Raw genomic sequence first — 25,488 nt, forward strand, 5'->3', positions numbered from 1 at the left:
TGTAATTACATACCTCTTTAACCAGGCGCACATACCTTTTCCAGTGGCGACCGGCTATGATATACACGTCTCCGCCTGATATAAAGAAGCTTGTAGACGACCCGTTCAAGACCGGTGATACGAAACCAATTATAGTACCGGTACTTCAGGAGGACAAGAAACCCGTTATCAAGGGGTACGTGGAGAAGCTCGATGAAATGTCAGGTGGCCTCGTCTCTAAAGCGAGTGAATCGCTCTTCAAAGCTGGTAGGGGCGAAATACACACTCTGCTCGTCGATGGCAGGGTAGTGTATCTAGTTGGTGTTGGAGACAAGGCTGACCACGAGTCGTATCGACGTGCCCTGGCAAAATCCGCCAAGCAGGTCCTGGATAAGTACGAGGAGGTTGTCCTCGTTCTGGAGGATATAGCCGATAGCGACGTGGCAAGCGAGGCCTTGCTCGGCTTCCTCCTAGGCTCATATACCCTGGAATACTTCAAGAGTGAGAAGAAGAATAAGCTGAAAGTAGTCCACTATGCTGGAGACGTGGATGAGACTTACGTAAGGGCGCTGGCCGAAGCCGTTTTCCTAGCTAGGGACGTTGCAAACGCTCCCCCAAACGATCTATACCCCGAGAGATTAGCTGAGAAGGTAAAGGAGCTCTTCTCGAAAACTCCTAACGTCGAGGTAGAAGTATTTGATTACGAGAAATTAGTCAAGGAGGGTTTCGGAGGCATAGTAAACGTAGGGAGCGGAAGCAGCTTCAAGCCCAGGTTAATAATACTACACTACAAGGGGAGCGGGGGAGAGGACAGCTCCGGCAAGATAGCGCTCGTAGGGAAAACCCTAGTCTTCGACGCAGGCGGAATTCAAGTCAAACCAGGGCACACGATGACTGACATGTACGCCGACAAAGCTGGTGGCGCAGCAGTCCTCGGAATCATATGGGCGGCCTCGAAGCTCGGGCTTAACATAGACCTCTATGGCCTCTTGAGTGCCGCCATCAATACCCTGGACGGAGAGGCGTACCTGCCGAGCTACGTAATCAAGATGTGGGATGGTACCCGGGTGGACGTAGGGCATACCGACGCCGAGGGCAGGCTTGTGATAGCCGACGCCATCTCCTACGCGGCGAAGGAATTGAACGCAGATATAATCATCGATCTAGCTACGCTCACCGGGGCCGCCGTAGTAGCGCTAGGACCATTAATGGCGGCTCTATTCACCAAGGACAAGGAACTCGAAGAAGCATTTAAAGAAGCCTCGGAGAAGACCGGAGAACTACTATGGCCGCTGCCGATGGCTGACGTCTACAAGCCGCTACTAACCAAGAACGCTAGGCTAGGCGATATAAGCAACGTCGGCGGTAGATGGGGCGGCGCTATATACGGAGCCCTGTTCCTGGAAAGATTCAGTCACGGGAAGAGATTCGTGCACCTAGACATAGCTGGCCCCGGAATAGGCGGTGGTGAGGCGGCGTCCATAGCACCAGATTACTGGCCCGGGCGGCACGCTCCCGGCTATGGAGTCCGCCTGGTCCTTGAGGTGTTAAGGAGGCTGAAGAGGGCGGAAGAGTAGTAATCGGGTCTTCAACATATCTTTTTGACTTGTAGAGATTACTGGGAAATATGGTTGGAAGAGTCTGTGGGGTGTGAGACCGTCTTGATCTTCGACACTTGCAAGCCCATCATAGGAGTCGTCCACCTACCCCCGCTACCGGGATCGCCAGCCTATAAGAGGAGGCTTTACCCTGGGCGTATTGGCCGCAAATGGAGTATCGACGAGATCTATGAATACGCCGTGGAGGAGGCAAGGAAGTACCAAGAGGCCGGATTCGACGCCGTTATAATAGAGAATTACGGCGACATGCCATACTCAATGCAGGCAAATATAGGCGAGGCCGCCTCCATGGCGTCCATTGCACGGGAGGTAGCTAGGAAAGTCGACATACCGGTGGGTATAAACATACTCCGTAACAGCGGGTACGAGGCCCTCTATGCCGCGTACATCGCCAGGGCAGGGTTCGTCCGAGTGAACAGCCTGTGCGAGTATAGGATCGCGGTTGAAGGCATGCTATCGCCAAACCTTCCTGCCCTCGCCAAGGCTCTTTCGGAGCTGAACGCCTACGACGCCTTAGAGTCGGGAGCGCTGAGTATACTGGCCGACGTAAACGTTAAGCACAGCTGGCCCCTTTTGGAGAAAGCGAGCTTGGAAGATCTAGTCCTGGAGTGCTTGTCGAGAGCTGGATTCCCGATAAAGGGTGTCATTGTAACTGGCGCACGGACAGGCAGTGTACCCTCCAAGGACCATGTGTCTCGGCTCAAAAAGGCGCTCAAGGGTAGGGACGCCTTGCTCCTCGTTGGGAGCGGGATTACCACGGAAAACCTCGGGGAGTATTGGAGGCTGGCGGACGGCTTCATCGTGGGGACCTCGGTTAAGCTAGGAGGCAGGACCGAGAACGTGGTGAGCGTGGATAGGGCCAAGAAGTTTATCGACGTCGTAAAGCGGTACCGGGAAGTGTGGCCCTGCACGAAATCGCGGTAGCCAGTATAATCCACTGGGATGAAGATAAGAACCCGGACTTCACAGAGGGTGTCCGATGAAGACTCCTAGTCCAGCAGACCGCCTCGGTATTACCATGCTTATACTTCCTTGAGGGGCCCGGGGCTAGCATTTCCTGGTGGGTGGATTGATTGTCGGTTGAAGACAAGCTTAACGAGAGTGTGGGGGCCGTAGCTCTGGCACCGGGCGTGGGGGAGGGTTACTCTGGCGAATGGTATGAGAAGCTGTCTGACCTCTTTGTTTCGCTTGTCTCAATAGCCGTAGTGGCGGGGGACCCGAGGGACTCCCTGTTTAAAGCGGCCGACGTCTACGACCTGCTACTCTTTGAAGCTAAGGAGGACATCATCGGCGATGCTAGCAGTATAGTGTCACATCCCCTAGTTGATATACTTGAGTTGACAGAGTGCCTGGGTCCGGACGCGGTATACAATGTATTGGTTTACGCCCTTAGCTCGCTCCTGGGCAGGGAAGAGCGGGAAATAGACCCGAGCCTTCTACGAGTGTTCGCAGACTGTATGGGATGGGAGCATAGGCTTGATACTGCAACGCCGTTGCACCTGGCTAGCGCCATCGTGATGTCGCTTACTGGCGCGCTCAATAAGGCTCTAGTCAAAACAGTGAAATAAGGCGTGTGCCTCTATGGTGGCCGGTTAAGCCATTATACTCTCGCTGGCCCCTTGCATTACCCTTGGGCCAGTGAGGACCGATGGGCAGGCTGACTGTAGTGGAGAGCCATTGTAGCACTGAGGCCCCTATAGCGTCGTCGAGCGATATCCACAGTCCACGCCTCCTGGGTTTGTTTAAGAAGGCTCTCTCTGAGTATAGCTATGGGGCGTCGTTCTTTGTGTTGGCTGGTGATATTGTTGATAAGGGTGACGTTGATGCGGCTGGCGCTGTCTTCGATCTAATCGAGGATAAGTTTAATAATGTAAATATCATCTCTGTTTTCGGTAACGAGGAGTACCATGATAGAGCCTCTGAATTCAAAAAGAGATACCCACATGTAATATGGTTAGATGATGATTACAAGGTCCTCGAATGCGGCGACAAGCGGATCGCGTTCGTCGGGACAAGAGGTGCCCTCGAAAGACCGACTAGGTGGCAAAGAAGACACATGCCATGGCTAGAGAAGGTCTATGAAGAAAGGCCTAGAGTCGTCAAGGAATTGATAGAAAATGCCAGGAGAGAAGCTGATTATGTAGTCCTAGTCTCTCATTATGCATTAACGAAAGCGACTATAATTGGCGAGCCAAGGCGAATCTGGCCCGAAATATATTCGCCGGGGATGGAGCGAGCGCTGATCGAGGCTCGACCTGATATAGCAATACATGGGCATGCACACAGGGGTAGGCCTTTCGCCTTGGTAAAGGGGATTAGAGTATACAATGTTGCTTTGCCTGTTAACCGTCGGGTGGTTCCTGTATTTATTAAAAAGAAATCTACTTTACTTGATTGGCTTGAGCCCGGGTAGGGCTCTTTCTTTAATCCCGGGATTCGATTCTATACATGGAATGGGGTGGCTGGGACACGGGACGATTCACTATCCCTACACGTGGTGTCCTCGCTCTCGTTGCAGGGTTAATCTCCGCGTTGATCCTGTATGTTATTGGATTGTTCATGGGAGTTAGGATCACCCGTAACATGTTATTATTCGCTTCAAGTATTTTTATTCTGTTAGTATTAGTAATTGATAAGATATCGATCCGTCTAGCGAGGCTGATCGCGTCCTCCTACGTGCCCGAGAAACCAGCTACCTCCATGGAGGCTAGCGACTACCCGGAGAAAAGCGTATTCCTCCTCGAATCATTTATTAGAACAATTATAAAGCCTATAATAGATGTGAATAATATTTACATCCTGGTCACTAGCGGCAGGGAACCGGCGCTGGGGTTTGATGTTAGACGCCCTGAAACCAAAAAGTGGGGGACTGTAGCCTTCATTGAAGAACACGATGCAATGTACATATCAATTAATAAATATATAGCATATAAAATACTTAATATTATTTATAGGGGCGATGGCGATAAATTAATCATAGCCGACGAGGCAGAATTATTATTAGTATATAATATGATAAAAGATATATATGAGGCTAGATACTACGTGTCCGATCCAATCCTACTAGCATACACAACATATAAGACTATTTTAATGTTAATAAAGGATAATATATTAGACGTGCCCGAGAATCTACTCAAGAAACTGCCCGACGAGCCACCTGCTGTCAGAGACCTTGTCAATGAACAACTGCGACTTGAGTTAGAATAGCGGGAACTGGGATTAATTGAGTGGTGCCGCCGCGGGGATTCGAACCCCGGACCGCCCGGTCTTCAGCCGGGCGCTCTCCCGCTGAGCTACGGCGGCCCACGGCGGCCAGTTTAAGGAATACCATGGCTGGTAGATAAATTCCTTGCTCCCAACTAGGTACTTATGGTTGAGACGATGACGATAATGATATTACAATCTATAAATAAGTCATTTATGTATGAAATAATGCATCTGAGGAAAGCGATTACAAACGAGATACCCGGGTCGATCCAGGTAATAACGCCCGGATCCGTCCTAATGCTACCTCTAGACCTGTACGATGCCGGTAGGATGCAATATAACGCTGAAAAAGTAAATAAATACCTCTATAGTAAGTATAGTGGTGTACTGCGGTCCCCTGGAGTTTACCTTATAGGTATAGTTAATGGCGATGGCTACGTCCGCAACTTGAATTTCGTATTTGGCCTAGCGACACCACAGCTTAGGGTGGCGACTATCTATTCAAAGCGGATAATGGATGATACAAACCATGGTCTTTATCTTGAGAGGCTCCTGAAATTAATACTCCACGAGTTCGGCCACCTAGCCGGTTTAGCCCATTGCCAGAACCAGTGCGTTATGAAGTATAGCAATAGCCTAGAGGAGTTAGACGACAAGCCACCCCGTTATTGTCGCGTTTGCATTGATAAGTTAAGAAGGACTCTAGCGGAATAGCCTCATTAATTATATGTCTACGACGAATCTTAGAATCCAGCACCCGTCGCGTTTGTCAATGCTCATCTGGGAGTAGGTCATGGCCTTTACAATGGTCCTCTCCTCGTGTCTTTCCGGGTCGAATCGCTCCCCCCACACGCTTGAAACTATGCGGTAGCCCCCCTCCCCCTCTGTTATCCTGCAGACCCTGAACAGGGAGAAGACTAGTCCCTCGCTGTCTGTATTGACGAGCAGCTCTTCGATCCACCTGTAGAGCAGGTTCTCAAGGTCCATTCCTGTAATGTCTATGTCTATTCTTACCCTTGGTTGCACGCCGGAGGTGTCTGTTATAACCTCGTAGACGCCTAGTCCAGCTTGCTCGAACGCCTCTTCAAGCGTTCTCCCGCTAGCCTCTATTAACACATCGGCTGTGTGTTCTAGGTGCTTGAAGCTTGGGCACTCCTTCATCTTCCCGCACCATATTATCCCTTTCGCTGTTATTCCTAATTATGTTGAGGGTGTGGAAATGATAGAAGCTAGTGGTAAAGAGGTACTAGATATTATGAGAAAAACGCTTCCAGTTAGGGATGAGGACTATGTTGTCCTGGTTGCGAGGAAAATAGAAGACAACCCTTTTTTATTACTTATTTCAATAATATTAAGTCAAAATACCTCTGATAAAAACTCGATAAAAGCATTGACTAGATTTATTGAAAAAATCGGGACTAGATGCGGCGACGTCCTTAGCCACGATATCAAGAGCATAGAAGAGGCAATCAAACCTGCTGGACTATATAGGCAAAAAGCCAGAACAATATATATATTATCTGAGAAAATCTGTGAAATCGGAGAAGACTTCCTAGTCAAGACAGAACCCGGAAAACTAAGAAAGTGGCTCCTGTCTATACCAGGCATAGGCAAGAAAACAGCAGACGTCTTCCTCCAGCTAGTCCACAAGGCACCGTACTTCGCAGTAGATACCCACGCCTTTAGGATAGCCAGGCGATGGGGTTTGGTCGGTGAAAAAGCCACATATGACGAGGTCTCCAGGAAGCTTCTCGAATTCTTTGGAGCAGATAACGCAGAAGAAGCTCATCGCCTACTAATAGCCCTCGGCAGGAGATATTGTAAGGCGAGGAAGCCTAGGTGCAGTGTATGTCCGTTGAGGAAAGTATGTCCTTATGCCCGGCGGCTGTCGTAGTAGCCAAGCCTAAGAGGGGTAAGTGGTGTTTGGAGGAAGCGTGGGATCTAGCTGCTGCGATGGGGGGCTATGTTCGATCGACGCCGTTTCCCGGCGTATACCTGATAATGGGCAATGAGATAGCTCGTTATGATAATATTTTGGATGTTGTTAGGGATTATAGGTTCTCTTTTGCGTCTCGTCTCGTGATCCCGAAGGTATGCGCCAGTATAGGTGGGGCTGATGTAGAGTCTTTGATAGCTTCTAGACTGGCTTCCAGCCGTATCCAGTCTCCGGTGAGACTAATAGTCGCGCTCCGGGGAAAATCGAAAAAATACATCAAGAAAGATATAATATTATCTAAATTAAATATAATATTGAATCGGAATAGCAGTTTCGTCGTAGATATCGAGGGTATAGACGATCTGGTCCTGGCCTCCTGGGGTTATGCTAGGAGGTGTGGTTATGGCTGTCTCCTCGTAGGCTACGATACTGAAATATAGTAGTACCGATTACTTCCAGAATGGATGGATACAAGGTATTATAGTCGGCCGGAAGTGATAGTGCATGGGGCTCGTCGAAGAGAGTACCATATTCAAAGATAGGAACGCCCTTGCAGAACTCTATATACCCTCGGAGCTGAGGGTTAGGAGGAAAGAGGCGGCGCTCCTAACCAAGAAAGTCTTCGCCAGGTTCTCCGAAGGGAGGGCAGGCGACGTCGTCGCGATATTCGGCTCGCCGGGTCGAAGCGGTATAGGAAAGACGACCGTCGCGAAGTACTCTGGGCTTAAAATCTCGGAGCTCGCGGCTAGACACGGGATCAAGTACAAGTTCATATATGTAAACGTTTACTCTGCACCGTCGCTCCACGAGATACTGGCTATAATAGCAAGCCAGCTCAGCCCCAAGATCAGTATAAAGGGTTCCTCGACGCTGGAAGCCATAAAGACTATTGTAGACTATGTGTACGAGAAGAACTACTATGTACTTGTAACAATAGACGAGTTCCAGAACTTGATAAAATCGCCTAAAGTAGACGACGCCTACCTGTACTCCCTGCTAAGGATATACGAACAAGTGCCGCCGCCAGACGGGGTACCGCGGATAAGCTATGTCCTAGTTGCATCAGACTATCTCGTCCTCAGCGAGCTACGGTCCAAGATGCCCCAGATCGAGTCGCAGATCAACTTCCGGCTACACTTGAAGCCGTACACTGTCGAGGAGCTTTATGAGATACTCGAACAGCGGGCAGAGATCTCCCTCTACGAGGGCACATGGACTCCCGAGATATTATACATGATAGCTGAGCACTACGGGGTCGACGGCACAGGTTTGAGAGACGGGAACGCCAGACGTGCAATAAACGCGTTAAACAGTGCCGCGGAGCAAGCCGAATACGAGGGATCCCATAGAATAACGCCGGAACACGTACGCCACGCCCTTTCGCTAGACTCGATTGCCAACGTCAGTATAAGTGACCTGGAAGGATTAAGCACCCACGAGCTACTCGTCCTGCTAGCTGTAGCCAAGCATACAGTGGAGGAGGGCGAGTGGCTTACAACAGGCAGGCTACGGCAGTTATATAATGAGCTCTCAGAACTCTATGGTGAGGCCCCGAGAGCCCATACACAATTCAATATCTATATAAATAACCTGAAAAGTATACAGTTACTCGACGTCAAGCCCTCGGGGAAGGGAATGAGGGGGAGAACCTCGATCATTAGGCTAAGAACAGATATACCTGCGAGACCTCTGGTTGAGGTAATAGAAGAGATACTCAAAAAGAGGCTACTGTAGAGGGAGCCTTAATGTATCTCGAAGAACTCTTCGAGAGCAAGGGGAGATTCAGGATAATACGATTCCTATTAAAAGAGGGCCAAGCCAACATATCAAGAATCATAAGGGAAACAAAGCTACCATATAGACTAGCTAAGGTCCATCTAGACAGGCTGGTCGAGTTGGGCATAGTACATGAACATACGTATGGGCGGTTAAGACTCTACGAGGTAAACCTAAGCGATCCCAGGATAAACGCGACCCGAAAGCTACTTGAGGAATTGGAGAGGCTATGGAGCGGGGTTGGTAATGAAGAAAGGCATGGTTGATATCTCGGGCAAGGAATCTGTGCTTCGAATAGCCGAGGCCGAGGGGTACATAAGACTAAGACCAGATACCATAAAATTAATTCTAGATAATAAAATAGAGAAGGGGGACGTCGAGGAAGCGGCCAAGATAGCCGCTATACAGGCGGTAAAGAAAACCCCATACATCCTACCATACTGTCACCCGATACCTATACAACATGTAGACGTAGAGTTCAACTACGAAAACAATCGAGTCCGAGTCCGAGTCCGGGTTAAAGCAATATACAAGACCGGGGTAGAAATGGAGGCGCTCACAGGTGTAGCGGCCGCACTTTTGACTATATGGGACATGGTAAAGAAGTACGAGAAAGACGAGAAGGGCCAGTACCCCCACACATTGATAGAGTCGATAAGAGTATTAGAGAAAGTCAAGTATTCACGAGAAGAATGAATCCAGGGTACTCGAAGCCGGGCGCCTACCTCGTCTAGCCCCAGTCCTCCTACGCCTGCCAGCCCCCTCTTCATGCTCCTCTCGCTTCTCGGCCCTCGATTCCTTTTTCTCGACCACGTCCCTTCTTGACCGCTTTATCTTCTCGATAGCCGATAGTATCTCGCCTGACCTATGGCCCGCTAGGAACTCCACCTCCCTCCTGTCAAGACCATATCCTAATGCGAGTCGAGCCGCGGGTACTGGATCCTCCGACTCTCGGAATATTATGAAGAGGTAGGGTAGTATCTCTGTCTTGACCAGCCTGCGAGAGACCAATACTCTCTCCGATAACCTAGACGCCAGTGACTCCCGGATCTCCCTAACCTCGCGCAGCCGGGCCATCATCTTTATCCTATCGGGGTAAGCGTATCTAGCTTTACTTATGGGAGAGTACTTCCTCGCGAATGTAACTCCAGGGCCGGCTAGGCTGAAGACATAGGTTAATAGGGACCATGCTGTCTTGAACTTGGCCCTGTTAAGCATGATTGTCGCACGTGCCAGGGCGTCGAATGCCCTGTACGCGTCTCGTGGATCCTCGTATTTCCTGGGGATGTTATCGTTTAGCCAGGCGATTACGGTCTCGTAGTCCTCCTCGCTATTGGATAATGCCATCCGCGACCGCCAGAACTTGTTAGAGTAGAATATCTGGTTTAACGTAACGAATATATCAGATTTCTTGTCCCTGCCTCTGATCACCAGCTTGACGATACCGAGCGTTACTCTACCGTAACCCTCTGCGATGGCCTGTAAATCGTTTATAGCGGCCCTCACATCTCCCCTCTCGATCTCGGCTATATACCTTAAAGCCTCCCTCTCGCACTCCAAGCCCTCCAAGTCGCATATCCTTTGGAGGACGGCCATAACTTGAGTGACGGAGAGGGGTTTGAACTGTATGAGCTCTGCCTGCTGGTGTAGGAGCCTCAGTTGCTCTTTCCAGGGATCGTTAGCCGTCATGACTATGGGATTAGTTGTATGAGGTATTATCTCTAGCAGCGCCTTTAGACCACCGGAATCCTCTCTAGGGGCTATGCCGTCTATCTCGTCTAGGAGGATTATTATACCTCTCCCATAGAGTGGCTTCTTGTTAGCGGCTACGCCAACGGTCCTACGTATTGCCGCTGCAGATCTATAGTCACTCGCGTTCAGCTCTAGCAGCTCGAATTTGAATTGCCTAGCTATCGCCTCTACTAGGCTTGTCTTGCCGACCCCAGGAGGCCCATAGAGGAGTACAGCCCTCTTCGATGGAGGTTTTCCTGAGACCCACTGTTTAAACCACGCTAGTAGCTTTTTCTTGGCGTTATCCTGGTTTACTACTTCGTCCACTGTTCTTGGCCTATACTTTATTATCCAGGGGATATTCGGTTTTGCTCTCCTATGTGTGATCAAGATTCTACACCGAGTCTAGGCCCGAGTAGGCTGAGCCATGCTAGGAAGGCGCTGAGCTGTATGTCGTCATCGCTACCCTCAACTAGCCGGAAGTGTATCTCCCCCACGTAGTCTGCTATAAGGACCCTCGCCTCTTCGGGTATATTCAATTCGGTGCCCATGATCTCTCGATGTATCTGCTTGATGAGGTCCTCTCCACTCAATCCATATTCTATCATGAGCTTCCTCATTAGGTTTCTCGCGGCGACGAAGTCCCCCTTGAGCGCTAGTTCTAGCATTTCACGGACTTCCTTGGGTTTAGCCAGCCCTACAACCTTGAATACAACCTCTACCGTGACTCTCCCGATCGCAGCCGCCGCTTGTAGGACGTTGATTGCCTTCCTCATATCACCCTCGCTTATCTCATAGATAGTTTCCAGGGCTTCTTCCTCATAGTCTACTCCCTCCTTCTCCGCGATATACCTCAGCCTGTTGACTACATCATCCTTCTTCAAGGGCTGAAACCTGAAGAAAGCACACCTAGACTGTATCGGATCTATAATCTTTGATGGATAATTGGCTATCAGTATAAACCTCGTGTTAGCACTGTATAACTCCATCAAGCGCCTCAGAGCCTGCTGGGCGTCTGCAGTCATGTTATCGGCTTCGTCGAGCAGGACTATCTTGAATGGGATCTCAGGTGGAGTTCGGCTCCGCGCGAACTCCTTCACCTTCTCTCTTATAACATTGATCCCGCGCTCATCGGAGTTATGGAGTAGAACAGGAGTGTGCCCGGCGAAGAACATGTTGTTACCGGGTACCGATACGTCGTAGACGTAATCATTGTAGTCTACCAGCTCTATTGATTCAATCCTCACCACGTGTAGATCCGAGTATGCTAGGCGCTTTAGCATCCCTATTTTCTCCTTCTCGTTCACTGATAGCGGGTCGTCATCGATTGTTGCTAGAATCTCTTGGGCCTTGGATTTGGGTATCAAGCCCCCGTACAACTGCGGCTTCGACTCGTCTACTAAGCCATACGCCCCGGTATAACCTGTCTCTTCGAGGAACCTGATGAAGGGCTCGACTGGTAGGAACCCGTGTTCAACGCTATCCGCCCTCGTGTAGCCGAGGGTCCCTACTGTTATCTCTGCAGTCACGGAACCTCTACGAGATCCCACTGATGTGATTACGACACGGTCCTGGGCCCTGCCGACTCCCTTTTCTGTCGTGGGCCTGTCGTATCCCAGGGGTCCCCCGTCGATGGAGATTAGATAGTCTCCAGGCCTTAACTCCGCCGCTGATCTCTCTACAAGGTCTCCATCCTTGTTGAAAGCCATCACCGAGTGGTTGCCGGTTAGTTCTATGTATTGGCCTCCAGCGATCCTTACCCGTATGATCTTCGATACCCTATGCCTGATGAGCCAAGATACTCTTCTCCACTCTAGCCTCCAGGTTCTCTTATTTATAGTTAGGACTTCCAGGCCGTGATTGGCTAGGTTTACATATTCTCCGTGGTCGTTTCTAAGTACTCTGGCCGGGTTGCTGAAGTAGATTCTGTCCAGCTCCTCGAAAGTAACTAGTTTGATGCGGTTATTGAGTTTGACTGGGACGGGTGTATGCTTCGATACGGAAGCGTTTAACTCCAGCATGTACTGTCTATAACCCTCTCCGTAGAGATCATGAGCCAAGGCGTGGGCGGCTGTAGTCTTACCCGTACCAGCTGGGCCCGCGAAGAGTAGGTGGGGCATGTTCTTCATCTCAACGAACTTCTTCAGGCGCTCCACGACCTCCTCCTGGTTTATTATCTCGTTGAGGCTCCTCGGCCTATACTTCTCGACCCAAAGCAACTCGTAGATTGAATCCAATGCTAGTCCACCCAAGCATCCCGAGTCCATCATTCATATAGGATAACCCTATTTACCCCTAATAAGGCGAATAGCGTTCAACCCCCTATATCAACTCCAGGCATTAACAACCTGTAATCGGGAGGAGTGTTGAAACTAGACGAGCGCCTGAAGCTGATACAGCTAGACTATGAGACCCGGAATGTGAGAGTAGTGTTCCTGAAGAACTATCACGGGCTTCCAACGCCGGCGGGGAGAGTCAACGCCAGGCGGGGAGACGAGCTAGACCTGCCTAGGTGGCAGGCACGCGTCCTAGAGGCTAATGGCCTAGTGGAGGTTAAGGATAAGAAGCTCGATATCGATACCGTGAACACATACCATTACAGGGAGAAGAGGCGCACGGCCGCCAACCAGTTGACCCCGCTCCCCAACGACTTCTACCTGAAAGCCAGGGAACTCGTAGAAGAACTAAACAAGCTCATCCAAGAGCATCCCACACACATGCTACTAAGAGACAGGGAAATACTGGAGAAGAACCTGGTGGAACTGGCGGAGACCAGGCTCGTGAAGATACTTAGGCTCGCGTTGACCTCAGGCGAGGAACTCAGGGATAGGATGACGCCGGAGGAAAACCTCGTCTATACCGGTGTGAACGAGATCACCAGGATGTGGAAGGAGTACATCACCGGGATCTTCAAGAGGTGACGAGGGGTTTGACCGAGGTAGTAGGGTACGAGGAGCCCTCGGCCGGCTACGGGGACATGTTCAAGGACTTCATCAAGAACTTCAGGGACGAGCACGGCCGCTTCAAGTACATGGAGCGGTTGAGGCGGATGATAAACTTCGACCTCCAGAGCCTACCCATAGACTTCTCAGACCTATACAGGTACAACACCGAGCTGGCGGAAGCGCTCATAGACAATCCCTCCGAGGTCCTACGCGAGGCGGGGGAAGCTATAAGGGAGCTAGTCAAGCTCGAAGACCCCGAATACGCTGAGAAGAAGAAGTTCATAGCCAGGATCTACGGTCTCTTCGAGACGGTGAAGATAAGGAATATCCGGAGCGAGCTCGTAGGGAAGCTGGTACAGGTCGAGGGAATCGTTACGCGCATGCACCCGATCAGGAGTAGGATGGTGAAGGCCGTCTTCCGCCACGAGAAATGCGGGGGCGAGTTCGAGTGGCCTCCGGGAGACGAGGCTGTAGGCGATAGAATCGAGAAACCCTCTATATGCCCCATATGCGGCGAGGGCGGGGGGAAATTCCTGCTGTTAAAGGAGAAGTCAAGATACATTGACTGGCAGAAGATAACCCTGCAGGAGAGGCCGGAGGACGTCCCCGGGGGGCAGATGCCGAGGAGCATCGAGATACACCTGACGCACGACCTCGTCGACTCGGCTCGGCCGGGGGATAGGGTCACGCTGGTCGGCATTCCCAGGCTAGAGCAGACCTCCACCACGAGCCCCCTATACGAGATCTACCTTGAAGCGAACAGCATGCGGGTGTCGGAGAAGGCCCTAGAGGAGATAACGATTACCAGGGAAGACGAGGAGAGGATAAAGGAGCTAGCCCGAGACCCCTGGATACGTGAGAGGATAATCGCCAGCATCGCTCCAAGCATATACAGCCATTGGGATCTCAAGGAGGCGATAGCGCTAGCGCTATTCGGCGGAGTACCCAAGACCATGCCCGATGGAACCAGGATACGAGGAGACATTCACGTACTATTCGTAGGAGATCCTGGAGTCGCCAAGTCACAGCTACTACAGTCGGCCGCCAGGATCGCGCCCAGGGCAGTATATACCAGTGGTAAAGGGTCGACAGCGGCCGGTTTAACGGCGGCGGTCGTCCGGGATAGCAAGACTGGCGAGTTCTACCTGGAGGCAGGGGCCCTCGTCCTGGCTGATGGCGGGGTGGCGGTTATCGACGAGATAGATAAGATGAGGCCTGAGGACAGGGTGGCTATACACGAGGCTATGGAGCAGCAGGTCATAAGCATCTCGAAGGCTGGGATCGTGGCTAGGCTTAACGCTAGGGCCAGTATACTAGCCGCTGGCAATCCCAAGTTCGGGATATACCTGGAAGACAAGACCTTCACCGACAACGTGAACTTGCAACCGACTATAATATCGAGGTTCGACTTGATATTCGTCATTAGGGATAAGCCGAGCCTGGAGAAGGATAGGCGCCTGGCTAGGTACATACTTGAGGCTCATAGTAACATCGAGAAGTTCAAGATGGAGATAGAACCCAGCCTCCTAAAGAAATACATCATATACGCCAGGAGATACGTGAAGCCAAGGCTCAGCCCCAACGCCAAGAAACTCATAGAAGAGTTCTTCGTCTACATGAGGAACATGGCCGTCGCACACGAGAAAAGCCCACCCGTACCCATAACAGCCAGGCAGCTAGAAGCCATAATACGAATCGCCGAAGCCCACGCGAAGATGGCGCTGAAAGACGAGGTAACCGTAGAGGATGCAGCCGAAGCCATTAGAATCACCATGAGCTACCTATCGAGCGTAGGCATGACCGAGACGGGAGAAATAGACGCCAGCATAATCATGACGGGGAAGAGCAGGCACCAGATACGGCTCTCCACGATTATAGTGGATACGATAAAAATGCTCGAAAGCGACAAGGAATGCGTGCAGGAGTCCGACATCATAAAACAAGTGCAGGAGTCAACAAACCTCGACAAGGAGAAGATAAGGGATATGCTATATAAGCTCTACCGCGAGGGCCTAATCTACAGGCCCAAGACCGGATGCTACCGCGTGGTAGAGTAGGCATAAGCCCTGGGAAGGTGCCGGCAACCATTGAGGAAAGCGACGGAAAGGCTATTGAGGCTACTAGGAGTCGAGAACCTGTACCCGCCGCAGGAAAAGGCGTTAGAGCTCGGCGTCGAGCACGGCGAGAACCTAATAGTCTCGACGCCCACGGCCAGCGGTAAGACCCTCATAGGCCTGATCGGGATCGTTAACTCCCTACACGACAACCCCCAGGGGGTCGCGGTATACACCGCCCCCCTAAGGAGCATAGCATATGAAAAGGCGAGTCTATTCGCGAAGCTAGACAGCCTAGGCGTGAAGACTAGGATAGAGGTCGGCAACCTGGCCAGCGGCCCGAGGAACGCGAACCTGCTCGTGACCACCTACGAGAAGCTAGACAGTATACTAAGGAATAGGCCGGATGTGATGAACAATGTATCCGTGGCTGTCATAGACGAGCTACACTATATCGGCGACGAGAAGAGAGGGCCGATACTGGAATCCCTAATAACCAGGATACTATACGCGGGCAAAGACCCCCAACTAATAGGCCTCTCAGCAACCATACCCAATGTCAACGAGCTAGCGGAATGGATGAATGCACGCGCCATAACCCTCGACTGGCGCCCCGTCCCCCTGAAGGAGGGAGTCTACAAGGACGAGAGAATAGTGTTCTCCAATGGATCAGAGAGCCATGTAAAAATCCTGTCCCCCCTACCCTACATCAACCCGCTATACCACTACCTAAAGGAGGGAGCCCAGGCACTAGTCTTCTCCCAGTCCCGGAGGAGAGTCGTCTCACTAGCCGAGAAAACCGCGAAGACGCTGGAAGGCGTCCTCCAGTACGATAGGGAGACGGCCCGGGAGATAGCCCTCGCAATACGCCGGAGCGACGGCCCCTTGCAACTACGCGAGAAACTCGCAGACCTGGTTAGGAGGGGCGTCGCCTTCCACCACGCCGGGCTATCGAATACTCAGAGGAGGCTGGTAGAGAAGGGGTTCAGGAGCGGTGGAATAGCCGTCATACATGCGACCCCGACGCTAGCGGCTGGAGTGAACCTTCCCGCTAGGCTGGTGTTGGTCGAGGAGTACTATAGGTTTGAGGCGGGGATGAGGAGGCCCATTGCAGTCTACGAGTATAAGCAACTGGCCGGTAGGGCGGGACGCCCGGGATATGACGAGGTTGGTGATGCAGTTATCGTAGCCTCCAGGGGAGACGGGGTAGAGGAACTCATGGACTACTACGTATATGGGGATCTTGAGCGCGTTACGAGCAAGTTGTCCAACGTGAAGAGTCTGAGGCACGTTATACTAGGCATCCTGGACTCGGGCCTAGCCTCCACTAGGGGAGAGATCATGGAGTTTATCTCGAAGACGTTCCACAGCTACCTGGAGGGCCCCAGGAGGGTAGGCCCTGTCGCGGAGAAATCCCTTGGGAACCTGGTGGAGTGGGGACTGGTTCAGGAGGAAGAGGGACTCCTCTCCGCGACTCCCCTAGGCCATACTGTATCGCAGCGATACCTTGACCCGGCCAACATACCCATAGTGAACAATATACTGGGGAGGGCGAAGAGGTATACGACCGACATACTCCTATACATGATCGCGTCGTCGCCCGACATGATAACGCTCCCCGTCTCCAGGCGGGAGGAGGACTACTTGATGGATAGAAGCATAGACGAAGCCCTCGAACTAACCGACCTGATAGACTGGTTCGGGCCCGAGGAACTCCGGAGAATCAAGGTGACGTTCCTCCTAAAGGACTGGATCAACGAGGTGAGGGACGAGGAGCTATCCGAGAGGTATAATGTGGGGCCCGGCGATCTAGCCTCCCTCGTGGAGACGGGCGAGTGGATCGCGTCCTCCCTAGCCGACGTCGTCCAGCTACTGGCTAGGGGCTCCATAGAGGTCTCGCAACAGCTCAGGGTACTGGCTAGGAGGATAAAGCATGGGGTGAAAGAGGAGCTCCTACCCCTGGTGGCTATACCCGGGGTGGGCAGGGTGAGGGCTAGACGCCTCTATAAAGCCGGCTATAGGTCCCTACACGAGCTAGCCCTAGCCGATCCAAGGAAGCTAGCCAGGATACCCGGGATAGGGTCGGCCACTGTCAGGGCGATACTAGAGTTCCTGGGTAGGAAGGAGGACGTGGACAAGCTACCCGGGGCCAGCGACTCGGATAAAAGGGGGTTAGAGGCCTTCATGGACTAGTCCTCCAGGACGTGTATGGACCTCAGCGATAGCTTCCTCATAACGCTGGATGCGAGCTCGGGGTCCCTCCCAATCTCCTCGGGGACCACTAGGCCGCGCCCCAGCCTACCCTCGTGAAGTAGCTCGGCGACCACCGCCTGGAACGAGCCAGTCCCCTTAGACATAGCAGACCAGTTCTCGTCGGACCTGACAACACTCCTAAACCTGAGGGTCCCTTCCCCCTCGGAAGACAGCTCGACCATGAGGACGACGATATCCCTAACACCACGCAACCCGCTCCTAAGGACGGACGCCAGGCAAGCCCTCGGGGTTACAACGCATCCCTGAACACTTATGTTCTCCTCCCCGAGGAAGCCCAGGGACGCGAGGGTCTTCATCAAGTTAAGATGACCCGGCCATCTAAGCGTGTACTCCGCCATGAACTCCATGTCGCCATACGTCTTGAGAAGCGTCCTGAGGCCATCGGTGGGGAAATACTCTAGCACGCCAACACCAGGGACCTCCACTTGGCCAGGCGTCGCCTCAAGCGGGGAGACCGAGTGCACCCTCCCATCCCGGATATACCTGGCCGGCCTACGATACTCCTCCAAGAGATCCTCAGTGCTCCACGTGGCCGCAAGGCCCAGGGGATTGCTATCGGGCCTGGCAGAGATTCCCCCCACGAAAATCCTCACACGCCTCGAACCCGTACGGCGAACGCCAGCCCCAACCAGGAAATTGGAGAGGCCAGGCGCTATACCAGCATCGACAACAACTGTAACCCCCCTGCTCAGGGCCAGCTCATGCAGAGGCCACGGATCCTCCGGGAAAAAGGAGACGTCGACCACGCTAAACCCCAGCTCAACCAGGCTCTTAACCACGTTGAACCCTATAGACCCAGGCAAAGCCGACACGACAGCGTCAACCCTGCCAATCCCCCCCGCCAGCTTGGAGACGGCCGCCACATCCCCGAGCTCCGCGTTCAAACCCATGCTACGCGCGCGCTCCACAGCCTCATAACTACTATCAACACCCACAACCTCATGACCATGACGCGCCAAGTCCCACAGGACGCGCAGCCCAACATTGCCCAGGCCGACTACAATAAACCTCCCGCTCATCCCCGAGACACCAGGCTCCACGAGGGACCCTCCCAGGGATAAGGTGTTCCGGCTCACCACATCCCACGATTCGGGAGACTCCCTTTCTCCCCATCTCCCAGAGAGGGTCCCTCCCAATACACCAGGTACTACCAGGACAAGGTAATACGGGTTGCAGGCTAAAAACCTTCAGAAAAACAATAAATGCCGAAACCCACTGATCCGGGAGACCGGAACCGTTAAAGCCCGCACAGACAGTATAGACACCAATGGAGGCGGCCGTCGTCTAGCCTGGACTAGGACGCCGGCCTCCCAAGCCGGCGATCCCGGGTTCAAATCCCGGCGGCCGCACCACTACCGACCACTCCTTACCCTATACATTATAACTATTATAACTATTTGAGATACTCAATGATATCTATCGTTACTCTAAAAAGATTTATTATTATTTTTATATTTTTTATTATAATATTTATATCAAATATTGCCTCAGCACAAGACACGACCATCAGATGCTCAAGGCGAGCTTCAAGGATACGCTTACTCTGCAGAACCCCGTGAATATTATCTGAGAGTTCGTGATATATTTGTTTTATTTTACGGAATATTTTGTCGTTCAGGAGGTCTCGAAGCATATTAACGTATTTTTCTTTAAACACGCTGATCTCTGTGTTCTCTTTATCGTTTAAAGCTATGCCGAGTAGCCACCTAATTTTCCTCTCCGGAGGCCATCGTCGGAACATTTCGTGATAATCAAGGACTATAGCCTGTTCCCAGTATTCTATTAGTGCTCTAGAAATACAGCTTACGGCTTCAGCCATACATAGTGTCGCTGAATATTCTAAGTCAATGATGTAGCGGGTAAGTATGTTATTTATGAAGAATGAAAGTGTGGGATGCCTATCTCTATTAGTATAATCGAGGAGCGATTGATATTCGTCCCAAACCTCGAATAACGCTTCGGTTAACTCTCTAATTTGAGGATTGCTCATGTCATTCAGTAATTTATCAATATTTTCCTGAATTATATCTATTATTCCTCTGAGGTGTTTCTTTGATATCTCATCTCTGGAAGACTCTGGCTTCAAGGAACTATCGCCCCCTATGTGTATTGTATTACTAAAGTATTTTTAACAACATAAGTTTAATATTTGATGGCAGCTGGGGAAACCCTCACACGAAGTTGATTCCCCTAAAGACCGAAGAGTTTGACTTTCCTAGTTGACTGGTATAGTATGACACGAGGTTGTATATTTTCCGCACTTTTGAGGGGCTGAGACTGGGTTCGACTTGCTTACCTTGATGATGCCTTCTCCTTTGTAGTTTTCTCTTGTACGGCTTCTACTATGTCTTTTAGTGCTATGGGTTTCTCAGGGTCTAGGCCCAGTTGCTTGACCTCCTCCTCTTCGGCGGCTATGTAGACTACCGGCTCTTGGGCTTTGCCGTGGGGTCCCGGGCCTGGTAGTAGAGTTCTGTCTTTGCCTCTCCGGGTAGCCTGGTGTATATGGGGTCGTCGGGGTCTAAGGGGAGTGGCTAGTGTACCCAGGGTTTGGTGATGTAGGCTAGTACGAAGACCTTCCTCTCGCCGCGGGGGTTGAGTTTTTCGCCGAGCCAGCGGGGCACGTTGATAACGTACCTCTCGTACACTCGGTCTCCGCTCCTGGTCCTCGTCTTGACTAGGAGGAGCACTACTTGCAGGTATGGTCTCCCAAGGATGATGACTTCCTTGGCCTCCTCCTATCTCATCCCACGCCCATTAGGGTTCGCCGGGAAACAATTCGCCTACCTGGGTATCTTGATCATTTATTAAGTTTGCATAGCAAAATTATTCTTATCAATAGCGATAAGGACGTGGGGGTCCGGATTTGCCTGATTGGGATACTCATGCTAGAGTCGCAATGCTCCTTGGCTACAAACCGAACAGGAAGGTAGACGAGGTGATTGACGACTTAAAGCTCCATGACATAGGTATGAGAGTTATTGAGAGACCTTCTCGCCACCCAGAGGACTTAATATCACCTAAAAAACTTAAAAAATATAGAAATTATCTTGAAAAACTTGCATATCTAACGGACCACTATGAATTATTCTACCTCCACCACGCAATTGATAGCCTCGCAACCCGTCTTACATCATCCTTCGTAGTTGATGTTAAAGCTAGACCTGAATGCATACTACATGGCGTGCGGCGCGACTTAGAGAGAATTCATGATAACATACGGAGTAGCACTAATGAACTTCGTTTCCCAGCGCCTCCTAGGAGACTCTTCAATAGAATACAAGGAAACTACGATAAAATAGTGGAGATAATCTCGCCATACTCCAGAAAGATTGCAAGCAACATATCAAAGCTGAAGGAAAAACCCTGGGAAATAGTGCTCTATGAAGAATGCATCAAGCCAAACGCTAACCCCCAAAAGATAGTTAGACTTATCGAAAGTCGCCTAGACTTATGGCATCCCAGCGCAGCCGTCAACCAGGCAGTTAATCAAGTTGAGGGCATGACGGATTATTGCGCCAGGCGCATAGCTGCGATCAGGAGCGGCTTTAGCCATCTCCTACTAGTACTTGGATCTCCCATTCTAGTAATGTGGAGTAGAGTAAATCATCAAGGCAAGGCAAATGATATCTGCAAAGCCAGCTACCTTCAGTCTAAATTCGAGCTCTGCGAACCTCTCAGGAAGGAGGAAGTCGCAGAATTAACCCATAAATGTAAGGAATACTCCAACTTTGTTAAGATATACCACGAATACGTTGAGGAAAGAATCAAAAACATATTTAAAGATAAAAATATCGAATCAATACTATCTAAATATAGAAACCGAGACTAAATACCGACTCAGAGGTTCCATAATAGCGGAGTTTATTAGATTTTATCCACCTTTCAGTAGATAGACCACTGAATAAAAAAGGAACCTCATCAATTTACGCTCATATAGATAGAGAGGCCATATCACTGTAGTTCTAATTAATCAAAGAAAATCCTTCTATAGATGTATTTCAATTACTGCATTTATTTTTGCTTCACAACTCATACAACAAAGGTCTCTCTCCGTCAAAGCCCTACACATCCCGTAAGGTCAACTATTCCTTCGACAATTTTCTTCTCAATATTAGCGTGGAGAGGTATTTTCTCGGCCGCTTTGAGAATGAATTCAGGAGATAAGAGAATTATTTTAAAGCAGTTCTGTCGTGCCACAGCATTGTAGGTTCCGTATATGTTCCTTACATAGCTGTCTTCTGCAACGTCCTTCGCTAGATATAGAAGAGCCGAGTATACATTCTTTTTAATACAGCCTCTTTTGCCAAGATTTTCTAAGAGAGTGTGATAAGTAAATATCTGCCTAAGGTCATCTGTCCTTATGTCCTCTATGCTACCTAGTTGTGAATATTTAGTATCTAAAACTATGCATTGATCGTTTAGCCGAGATCGAAGCAGGATGTCCGGGTGTTGTTCTATACTTTTAGACGTCCACCTGTCTATTCCTCTATAAATCCTGGCGAAATCTAGGCCCGTCTGGTACTCGGCTTGCCAGTTTCTAAGTCCTTCCTTTAGTATCGAGTAGATATAGAGTTCGAATAGCTTGTTCATGTCAATAAGGAGGCCGTTCAGCGTTCTCTCTCCAGGAATGCCGTGGGCCAGAATAATGAGGAGAGCAACATAGTAGATGTTCTCGAATCTAGTGTTTAGCCTGTTGAACTCGACTCTTCTCCACACACTACTAGGATCTAGCTCGACTTCAGATAATAGTGATAATACCTCTCGCGCTTCTCTAGCGATGCCTCCAGGCTGGATTAGGTTATCGTATGCAATTGTCGCGGCGTATTTCAGCACTCTGTTTAACGTATTGTCGATAGTATAAGGGTGGCTCTCCTGGATTATGCTTGGCTTTCCGAGTATTGGCCTCCTAAACTGGCGTGAAATAAGGATTTTTCCTGACACTTTTGGACCGTTCCGGATTACGCGGGTGTACTCGTAATACGCACCCTTCAACAGTTCCTGTTTAAGCAACTTGATGTACAGGATGTAGATTATCCTCATCCAAACATCTAGAAGGTTACTACTACCTGCAAGCAACTCGGTAAGATAAACTTCTCGTATATTGGTGCGCGATGCAATGACCCTCTCAATCATGTATACGAGTGCCCCTAGCCCCCTAAGAGGTTTATACTCGAAAATCTTGGGATAAACCGCAATCGTAAACACATTGGAACTGTCAGGGTTGAATGTAAATAACCCTGTAGGAGAGGCAACACCCTGTGACTGGAAGGAGATAAGACGTTTTTCTTCGTCGCATGATACTTGAGCCCGTATGGGCTCATCCCGGTCTATCAGGCTGAGGCTCTGTGAGAGTCTTATAGACAAATTTGACAGCGCGGGGCTAGCCTTAGAGACGAGAGTACATAGCGAATCGTACTTAGCCCCCTCGGGGAGTTCACATGGCTTCCCTTCTTGCAATGCAATAACGTGGTCCTCAACCCAGCATTCAGATGGTTCCTCTGCCAAAGCTCTTCTAAACCTCTCTTTTCTCAATCCATTCTATTAGCAAGCTTACTAGCTCCTCGGGTCTTACACTACTAGCCTGACTGACATCGTATAGTTTCTCCTTGTCGTCGAAGATTCCTGCTAAGGCCTTGAGGTTTGAATAGAAATATTCTTGTAGTAATGGAACAATCTGATAGTACCAGATACGGTGTAGGCTCTCCTTATCATTTACTTCTAGGAAGTAACTGTGACCTATCTCGAAGTCCTTTCCGAGCTCTCGTCTGATTCTATCGTTAATATTCTTGAGCAGATCCTTTAGGCTGAGGCCGTCGATTACCTTACTTTCTACTAGGTCTGGTTGAGGGGATATTTCCATGAATGCGAACCTTCTACGTAGAGCGTAATCTACTAGTGCGATGCTACGATCGGTGCTGTTCATTGTTCCAATAATGTATAGGTTGGGAGGTATTGCGAAGAGGTCTCCACTATAGGGGAGCTTTACGATGATTTGGTTTGGCCTTGATAGTCTTTTATCGTGTTCTAGTAGGGTTATTAACTCTCCGAATATTCGACTTATATCGCCTCTGTTGATCTCGTCGATAACAAGAATATACTTAGGTGAATCCTTGAATATCTGGAGGCTGATTCTTTCGTTGCCGTCGCGGATACTCTTTAGGCACTCCTGTACTCTACTCTTTATCTCTTTATAGCTTGGGGTCTTAGGCCTCTTCGCTCCTCTGGGAAGAGCACACTTTCCAGATCCCGTTTTGTTACCACTGATAGCACTATAGATCGCACGGATAGCCAGTTCCTTGAAGATTCCATCTTTAACCTCATATCTAATATTGCGGCCTTCAGCCATAGGCCAGATACCCTCAATAAACTCTTCGTACCCATAGGACTTGTGAAAAGCGACAAACTCGCCCACGACTTTAGAGGAGTCGTTATCAGCTCGAAGATAATAGTTAGCTAGGAAGGTTTTCCCAGTACCTGGTGGGCCAAATAGAATAATTTGGCCGAACTTGGACAAAAGGCGATCGATTTCGTTTATTAAGTGGGGCATGGGAGTATCAATATCGGGGTTACTTCGGGTTTGATCTACATGTTTCCTTATAATATTTTTAACAATATTTTTACATATTTTAGCATTATGTTTTCCTATTTCTTTATTAATCTCACTTGATCCCCTACACAGTGATAGATATAAATAAAGCTCTAAAGCCGTCAGTTTTAGATTGAATTCCCAAGATAGTTTCTCCTTAGCTTTATTTACTGCGACAAGAAAGACATCATAATACATTCGAATCTTCTCCCAGTTATTTTTTATTTTCTTTATATTATTCTTTATATTTACTTTATATATATTTTCATAATTAAAACATTTTTTAATTATATAATTAAAATCTCCTACATGAATCTCAGCGAGTGAAATCGGAGCAATAAGGTCGGGGTTAGTGAAAGAAAGCCAGATCGACAAAACTTGAAGTGATAGCTGTTGAACGTCTTCTATATTTGATATAATATAGTATAATTTTTTGTTGAGATAACTACTTAGCTCATCTGTGGATTTTATTCCATCTAGTTCTATCAATATATTCTTTACTTCATTGTTGGCTAGAAATTGAGCAATTACTTCGGGTTTATCTATACCGTTACCTGCTGTAGCGCCTAGAGCCGTCCAGATCAACGTTTTAAAGGTAAAGTTCTTGTTAGGTTCTACAAGTACTCTTTCTATTTCCTCCTTTGTTAAATCCTTGTTTAGAATTCTTTCTTTATAAATTTGTATTAATTTATTCATAATTTTTTTATAAAGTTCTCTTTTTTCAATTAGCTCTTTGCTTTCACTAGTTAGAAAGAATTTCCCAACCTCATAAAAGATATCCTCTAGAAGGCCTGACAAGACCTCTCTATCACTACATAAAGCTTCAACATCATCCTGCTTATTAGGTGACTTTAATTGCTCACCGGTATTAGCCACATATAACACCACGTTACATATAGACATGTTAACGATTTAATTTTTAGTTTCATTAAAACGTCCATGCTAGATGAAGTGAATCTAGTTTGCTATTTATAGAGGAAGTAATACGGTATGAAAGATGGCCGTGGCTATTATTTTAGAAGTAGTTACGGATTAATCTATGGTTGTGTCTCCTCGGACTAGACATTCTAGAACCTGATTCAGCGCGAAGGAGTCGCTTCTAAAAATCAAAAATATAGGAAAAGCTGCATTATTAAAAATAGTTAGAGGAGGAAATAAATCGCGAAGATAAAGGGAAAAGTAAAAAGTAAGTATAGAGGAAATCAGATAGCGAATTAAAAATGTTAAAGGCATGAGCCGCTCTTGTCAAGCCGGTATGTCAAGCTTCGCTTTTTGTCCCTTTGTATAGCTCAGCCCCTTTGTGAATTGAGATGAATAAAAATCCCCAATATAGTGCGTCACACGCGAAAGAATCATCATTGAACTTCTTCGCTAGTGT

The 25,488-nt window shown here is 49.3% G+C and carries 22 protein-coding genes, 2 tRNA genes and 1 pseudogene; 16 read left to right on the forward strand and 9 right to left on the reverse strand.

Features of this window, described 5'->3' with window-relative positions; all coding sequences use genetic code 11:
• Positions 1-56: 56 nt before the first annotated feature.
• From F7C38_08185 to F7C38_08205, 5 genes are all read left to right on the forward strand, one after another.
• A complete protein-coding gene (locus tag F7C38_08185; protein MCE4601513.1) occupies positions 57-1,556 on the forward strand; it encodes a leucyl aminopeptidase family protein in 1,500 nt (499 codons plus the stop codon).
• 54 nt (positions 1,557-1,610) lie between these two features.
• Positions 1,611-2,522, forward strand: a complete 912-nt coding sequence (locus tag F7C38_08190; protein MCE4601514.1) for a BtpA/SgcQ family protein — start codon at positions 1,611-1,613, stop codon at positions 2,520-2,522.
• Between the two features lie 149 nt (positions 2,523-2,671).
• Entirely contained in the window at positions 2,672-3,166 is a 495-nt protein-coding gene (locus F7C38_08195; GenBank protein ID MCE4601515.1) for a hypothetical protein, read from the forward strand.
• Between the two features lie 80 nt (positions 3,167-3,246).
• Positions 3,247-4,011 (forward strand): metallophosphoesterase, encoded by a 765-nt coding sequence (locus tag F7C38_08200; protein ID MCE4601516.1) that lies wholly within the window; start codon positions 3,247-3,249, stop codon positions 4,009-4,011.
• A 35-nt stretch (positions 4,012-4,046) separates the two neighbouring features.
• A complete protein-coding gene (locus F7C38_08205) occupies positions 4,047-4,808 on the forward strand; it encodes a hypothetical protein (GenBank protein ID MCE4601517.1) in 762 nt (253 codons plus the stop codon).
• Between the two features lie 21 nt (positions 4,809-4,829).
• On the opposite strand, the gene F7C38_08210 is transcribed toward F7C38_08205, so the two are convergent.
• A tRNA-Phe gene (locus tag F7C38_08210) sits at positions 4,830-4,904 on the reverse strand.
• Positions 4,905-5,033: 129 nt separating this feature from the next.
• On the opposite strand from F7C38_08210, the gene F7C38_08215 reads away from it, so the two are divergent.
• Entirely contained in the window at positions 5,034-5,522 is a 489-nt protein-coding gene (locus tag F7C38_08215) for an archaemetzincin (GenBank protein ID MCE4601518.1), read from the forward strand.
• Positions 5,523-5,531: 9 nt separating this feature from the next.
• Here the strand turns inward: F7C38_08215 and F7C38_08220 are convergent, their stop codons facing one another.
• Positions 5,532-5,969, reverse strand: coding sequence for an archease (locus F7C38_08220; GenBank protein ID MCE4601519.1), 438 nt, complete (start codon positions 5,967-5,969; stop codon positions 5,532-5,534).
• Here F7C38_08220 and F7C38_08225 point away from each other — a divergent pair.
• From F7C38_08225 to moaC, 5 genes are all read left to right on the forward strand, one after another.
• On the forward strand, positions 5,947-6,702 hold the full coding sequence (locus tag F7C38_08225; protein ID MCE4601520.1) for an endonuclease III: 756 nt from the start codon (positions 5,947-5,949) through the stop codon (positions 6,700-6,702). The genes F7C38_08220 and F7C38_08225 overlap by 23 nt on opposite strands.
• 29 nt (positions 6,703-6,731) lie before the next feature.
• Positions 6,732-7,184, forward strand: a complete 453-nt coding sequence (locus tag F7C38_08230) for a hypothetical protein (protein ID MCE4601521.1) — start codon at positions 6,732-6,734, stop codon at positions 7,182-7,184.
• A gap of 64 nt (positions 7,185-7,248) precedes the next feature.
• Complete coding sequence (locus F7C38_08235) at positions 7,249-8,478, forward strand: AAA family ATPase (GenBank protein ID MCE4601522.1); 1,230 nt, start codon at positions 7,249-7,251, stop codon at positions 8,476-8,478.
• Positions 8,479-8,489: 11 nt separating this feature from the next.
• On the forward strand, positions 8,490-8,786 hold the full coding sequence (locus tag F7C38_08240; GenBank protein ID MCE4601523.1) for an ArsR family transcriptional regulator: 297 nt from the start codon (positions 8,490-8,492) through the stop codon (positions 8,784-8,786).
• Positions 8,767-9,216 carry a cyclic pyranopterin monophosphate synthase MoaC gene (gene moaC / locus F7C38_08245; protein MCE4601524.1) on the forward strand — a complete coding sequence of 150 codons (450 nt, stop codon included), beginning with the start codon at positions 8,767-8,769 and terminating at the stop codon, positions 9,214-9,216. The genes F7C38_08240 and moaC overlap by 20 nt, the downstream gene beginning before the upstream one ends.
• Here moaC and F7C38_08250 read toward each other — a convergent pair.
• From F7C38_08250 to F7C38_08260, 3 genes and pseudogenes are all read right to left on the reverse strand, one after another.
• Positions 9,202-10,578, reverse strand: coding sequence for a replication factor C large subunit (locus F7C38_08250; GenBank protein ID MCE4601525.1), 1,377 nt, complete (start codon positions 10,576-10,578; stop codon positions 9,202-9,204). The genes moaC and F7C38_08250 overlap by 15 nt on opposite strands.
• A 59-nt stretch (positions 10,579-10,637) precedes the next feature.
• Entirely contained in the window at positions 10,638-12,272 is a 1,635-nt protein-coding gene (locus tag F7C38_08255; protein ID MCE4601526.1) for a replication factor C small subunit, read from the reverse strand.
• Positions 12,252-12,518 (reverse strand): annotated as a pseudogene (locus tag F7C38_08260) (AAA family ATPase). The gene F7C38_08255 and the pseudogene F7C38_08260 overlap by 21 nt, the downstream one beginning before the upstream one ends.
• A gap of 99 nt (positions 12,519-12,617) precedes the next feature.
• Between F7C38_08260 and F7C38_08265 the strand changes: the two are divergent.
• From F7C38_08265 to F7C38_08275, 3 genes are read left to right on the forward strand one after another with little or no spacing between them, the layout of a single operon-like run.
• Complete coding sequence (locus F7C38_08265; GenBank protein MCE4601527.1) at positions 12,618-13,172, forward strand: DNA replication complex GINS family protein; 555 nt, start codon at positions 12,618-12,620, stop codon at positions 13,170-13,172.
• A 56-nt stretch (positions 13,173-13,228) separates the two neighbouring features.
• Positions 13,229-15,253, forward strand: coding sequence for a minichromosome maintenance protein MCM (locus tag F7C38_08270; protein MCE4601528.1), 2,025 nt, complete (start codon positions 13,229-13,231; stop codon positions 15,251-15,253).
• A 30-nt stretch (positions 15,254-15,283) separates the two neighbouring features.
• Positions 15,284-17,443: a DEAD/DEAH box helicase gene (locus F7C38_08275; protein ID MCE4601529.1), complete on the forward strand. Its 2,160-nt coding sequence runs from the start codon at positions 15,284-15,286 to the stop codon at positions 17,441-17,443.
• Here F7C38_08275 and F7C38_08280 read toward each other — a convergent pair.
• Positions 17,440-18,543, reverse strand: a complete 1,104-nt coding sequence (locus F7C38_08280) for a saccharopine dehydrogenase NADP-binding domain-containing protein (protein MCE4601530.1) — start codon at positions 18,541-18,543, stop codon at positions 17,440-17,442. The two genes, F7C38_08275 and F7C38_08280, sit on opposite strands and share 4 nt — an antisense overlap.
• A gap of 254 nt (positions 18,544-18,797) precedes the next feature.
• Here F7C38_08280 and F7C38_08285 point away from each other — a divergent pair.
• Positions 18,798-18,876 (forward strand) — tRNA-Gly (locus F7C38_08285).
• Between the two features lie 41 nt (positions 18,877-18,917).
• On the opposite strand, the gene F7C38_08290 is transcribed toward F7C38_08285, so the two are convergent.
• On the reverse strand, positions 18,918-19,610 hold the full coding sequence (locus F7C38_08290) for a hypothetical protein (protein MCE4601531.1): 693 nt from the start codon (positions 19,608-19,610) through the stop codon (positions 18,918-18,920).
• Between the two features lie 777 nt (positions 19,611-20,387).
• Here F7C38_08290 and F7C38_08295 point away from each other — a divergent pair.
• A complete protein-coding gene (locus F7C38_08295; GenBank protein ID MCE4601532.1) occupies positions 20,388-21,353 on the forward strand; it encodes a hypothetical protein in 966 nt (321 codons plus the stop codon).
• 224 nt (positions 21,354-21,577) lie between these two features.
• On the opposite strand, the gene F7C38_08300 is transcribed toward F7C38_08295, so the two are convergent.
• Entirely contained in the window at positions 21,578-23,056 is a 1,479-nt protein-coding gene (locus tag F7C38_08300) for an McrC family protein (protein MCE4601533.1), read from the reverse strand.
• Complete coding sequence (locus tag F7C38_08305; GenBank protein ID MCE4601534.1) at positions 23,037-24,986, reverse strand: AAA family ATPase; 1,950 nt, start codon at positions 24,984-24,986, stop codon at positions 23,037-23,039. The genes F7C38_08300 and F7C38_08305 overlap by 20 nt, the downstream gene beginning before the upstream one ends.
• Positions 24,987-25,488: the final 502 nt, after the last annotated feature.

Source organism: Candidatus Thermodiscus eudorianus, assembly GCA_015521085.1.
Lineage (GTDB): Archaea > Thermoproteota > Thermoprotei_A > Sulfolobales > Acidilobaceae > Thermodiscus > Thermodiscus eudorianus.

Coding starts and splice junctions, on each gene's coding strand:
- F7C38_08185 (MCE4601513.1), top strand. CDS start 57: ATGATATACACGTCTCCGCCTGATATAAAGAAGCTTGTAGACGACCCG.
- F7C38_08200 (MCE4601516.1), top strand. CDS start 3,247: ATGGGCAGGCTGACTGTAGTGGAGAGCCATTGTAGCACTGAGGCCCCT.
- F7C38_08205 (MCE4601517.1), top strand. CDS start 4,047: ATGGAATGGGGTGGCTGGGACACGGGACGATTCACTATCCCTACACGT.
- F7C38_08215 (MCE4601518.1), top strand. CDS start 5,034: ATGCATCTGAGGAAAGCGATTACAAACGAGATACCCGGGTCGATCCAG.
- F7C38_08220 (MCE4601519.1), bottom strand. CDS start 5,969: ATGAAGGAGTGCCCAAGCTTCAAGCACCTAGAACACACAGCCGATGTG.
- F7C38_08235 (MCE4601522.1), top strand. CDS start 7,249: ATGGGGCTCGTCGAAGAGAGTACCATATTCAAAGATAGGAACGCCCTT.
- F7C38_08240 (MCE4601523.1), top strand. CDS start 8,490: ATGTATCTCGAAGAACTCTTCGAGAGCAAGGGGAGATTCAGGATAATA.
- moaC (MCE4601524.1), top strand. CDS start 8,767: ATGAAGAAAGGCATGGTTGATATCTCGGGCAAGGAATCTGTGCTTCGA.
- F7C38_08255 (MCE4601526.1), bottom strand. CDS start 12,272: ATGCTGGAGTTAAACGCTTCCGTATCGAAGCATACACCCGTCCCAGTC.
- F7C38_08270 (MCE4601528.1), top strand. CDS start 13,229: ATGTTCAAGGACTTCATCAAGAACTTCAGGGACGAGCACGGCCGCTTC.
- F7C38_08280 (MCE4601530.1), bottom strand. CDS start 18,543: ATGAGCGGGAGGTTTATTGTAGTCGGCCTGGGCAATGTTGGGCTGCGC.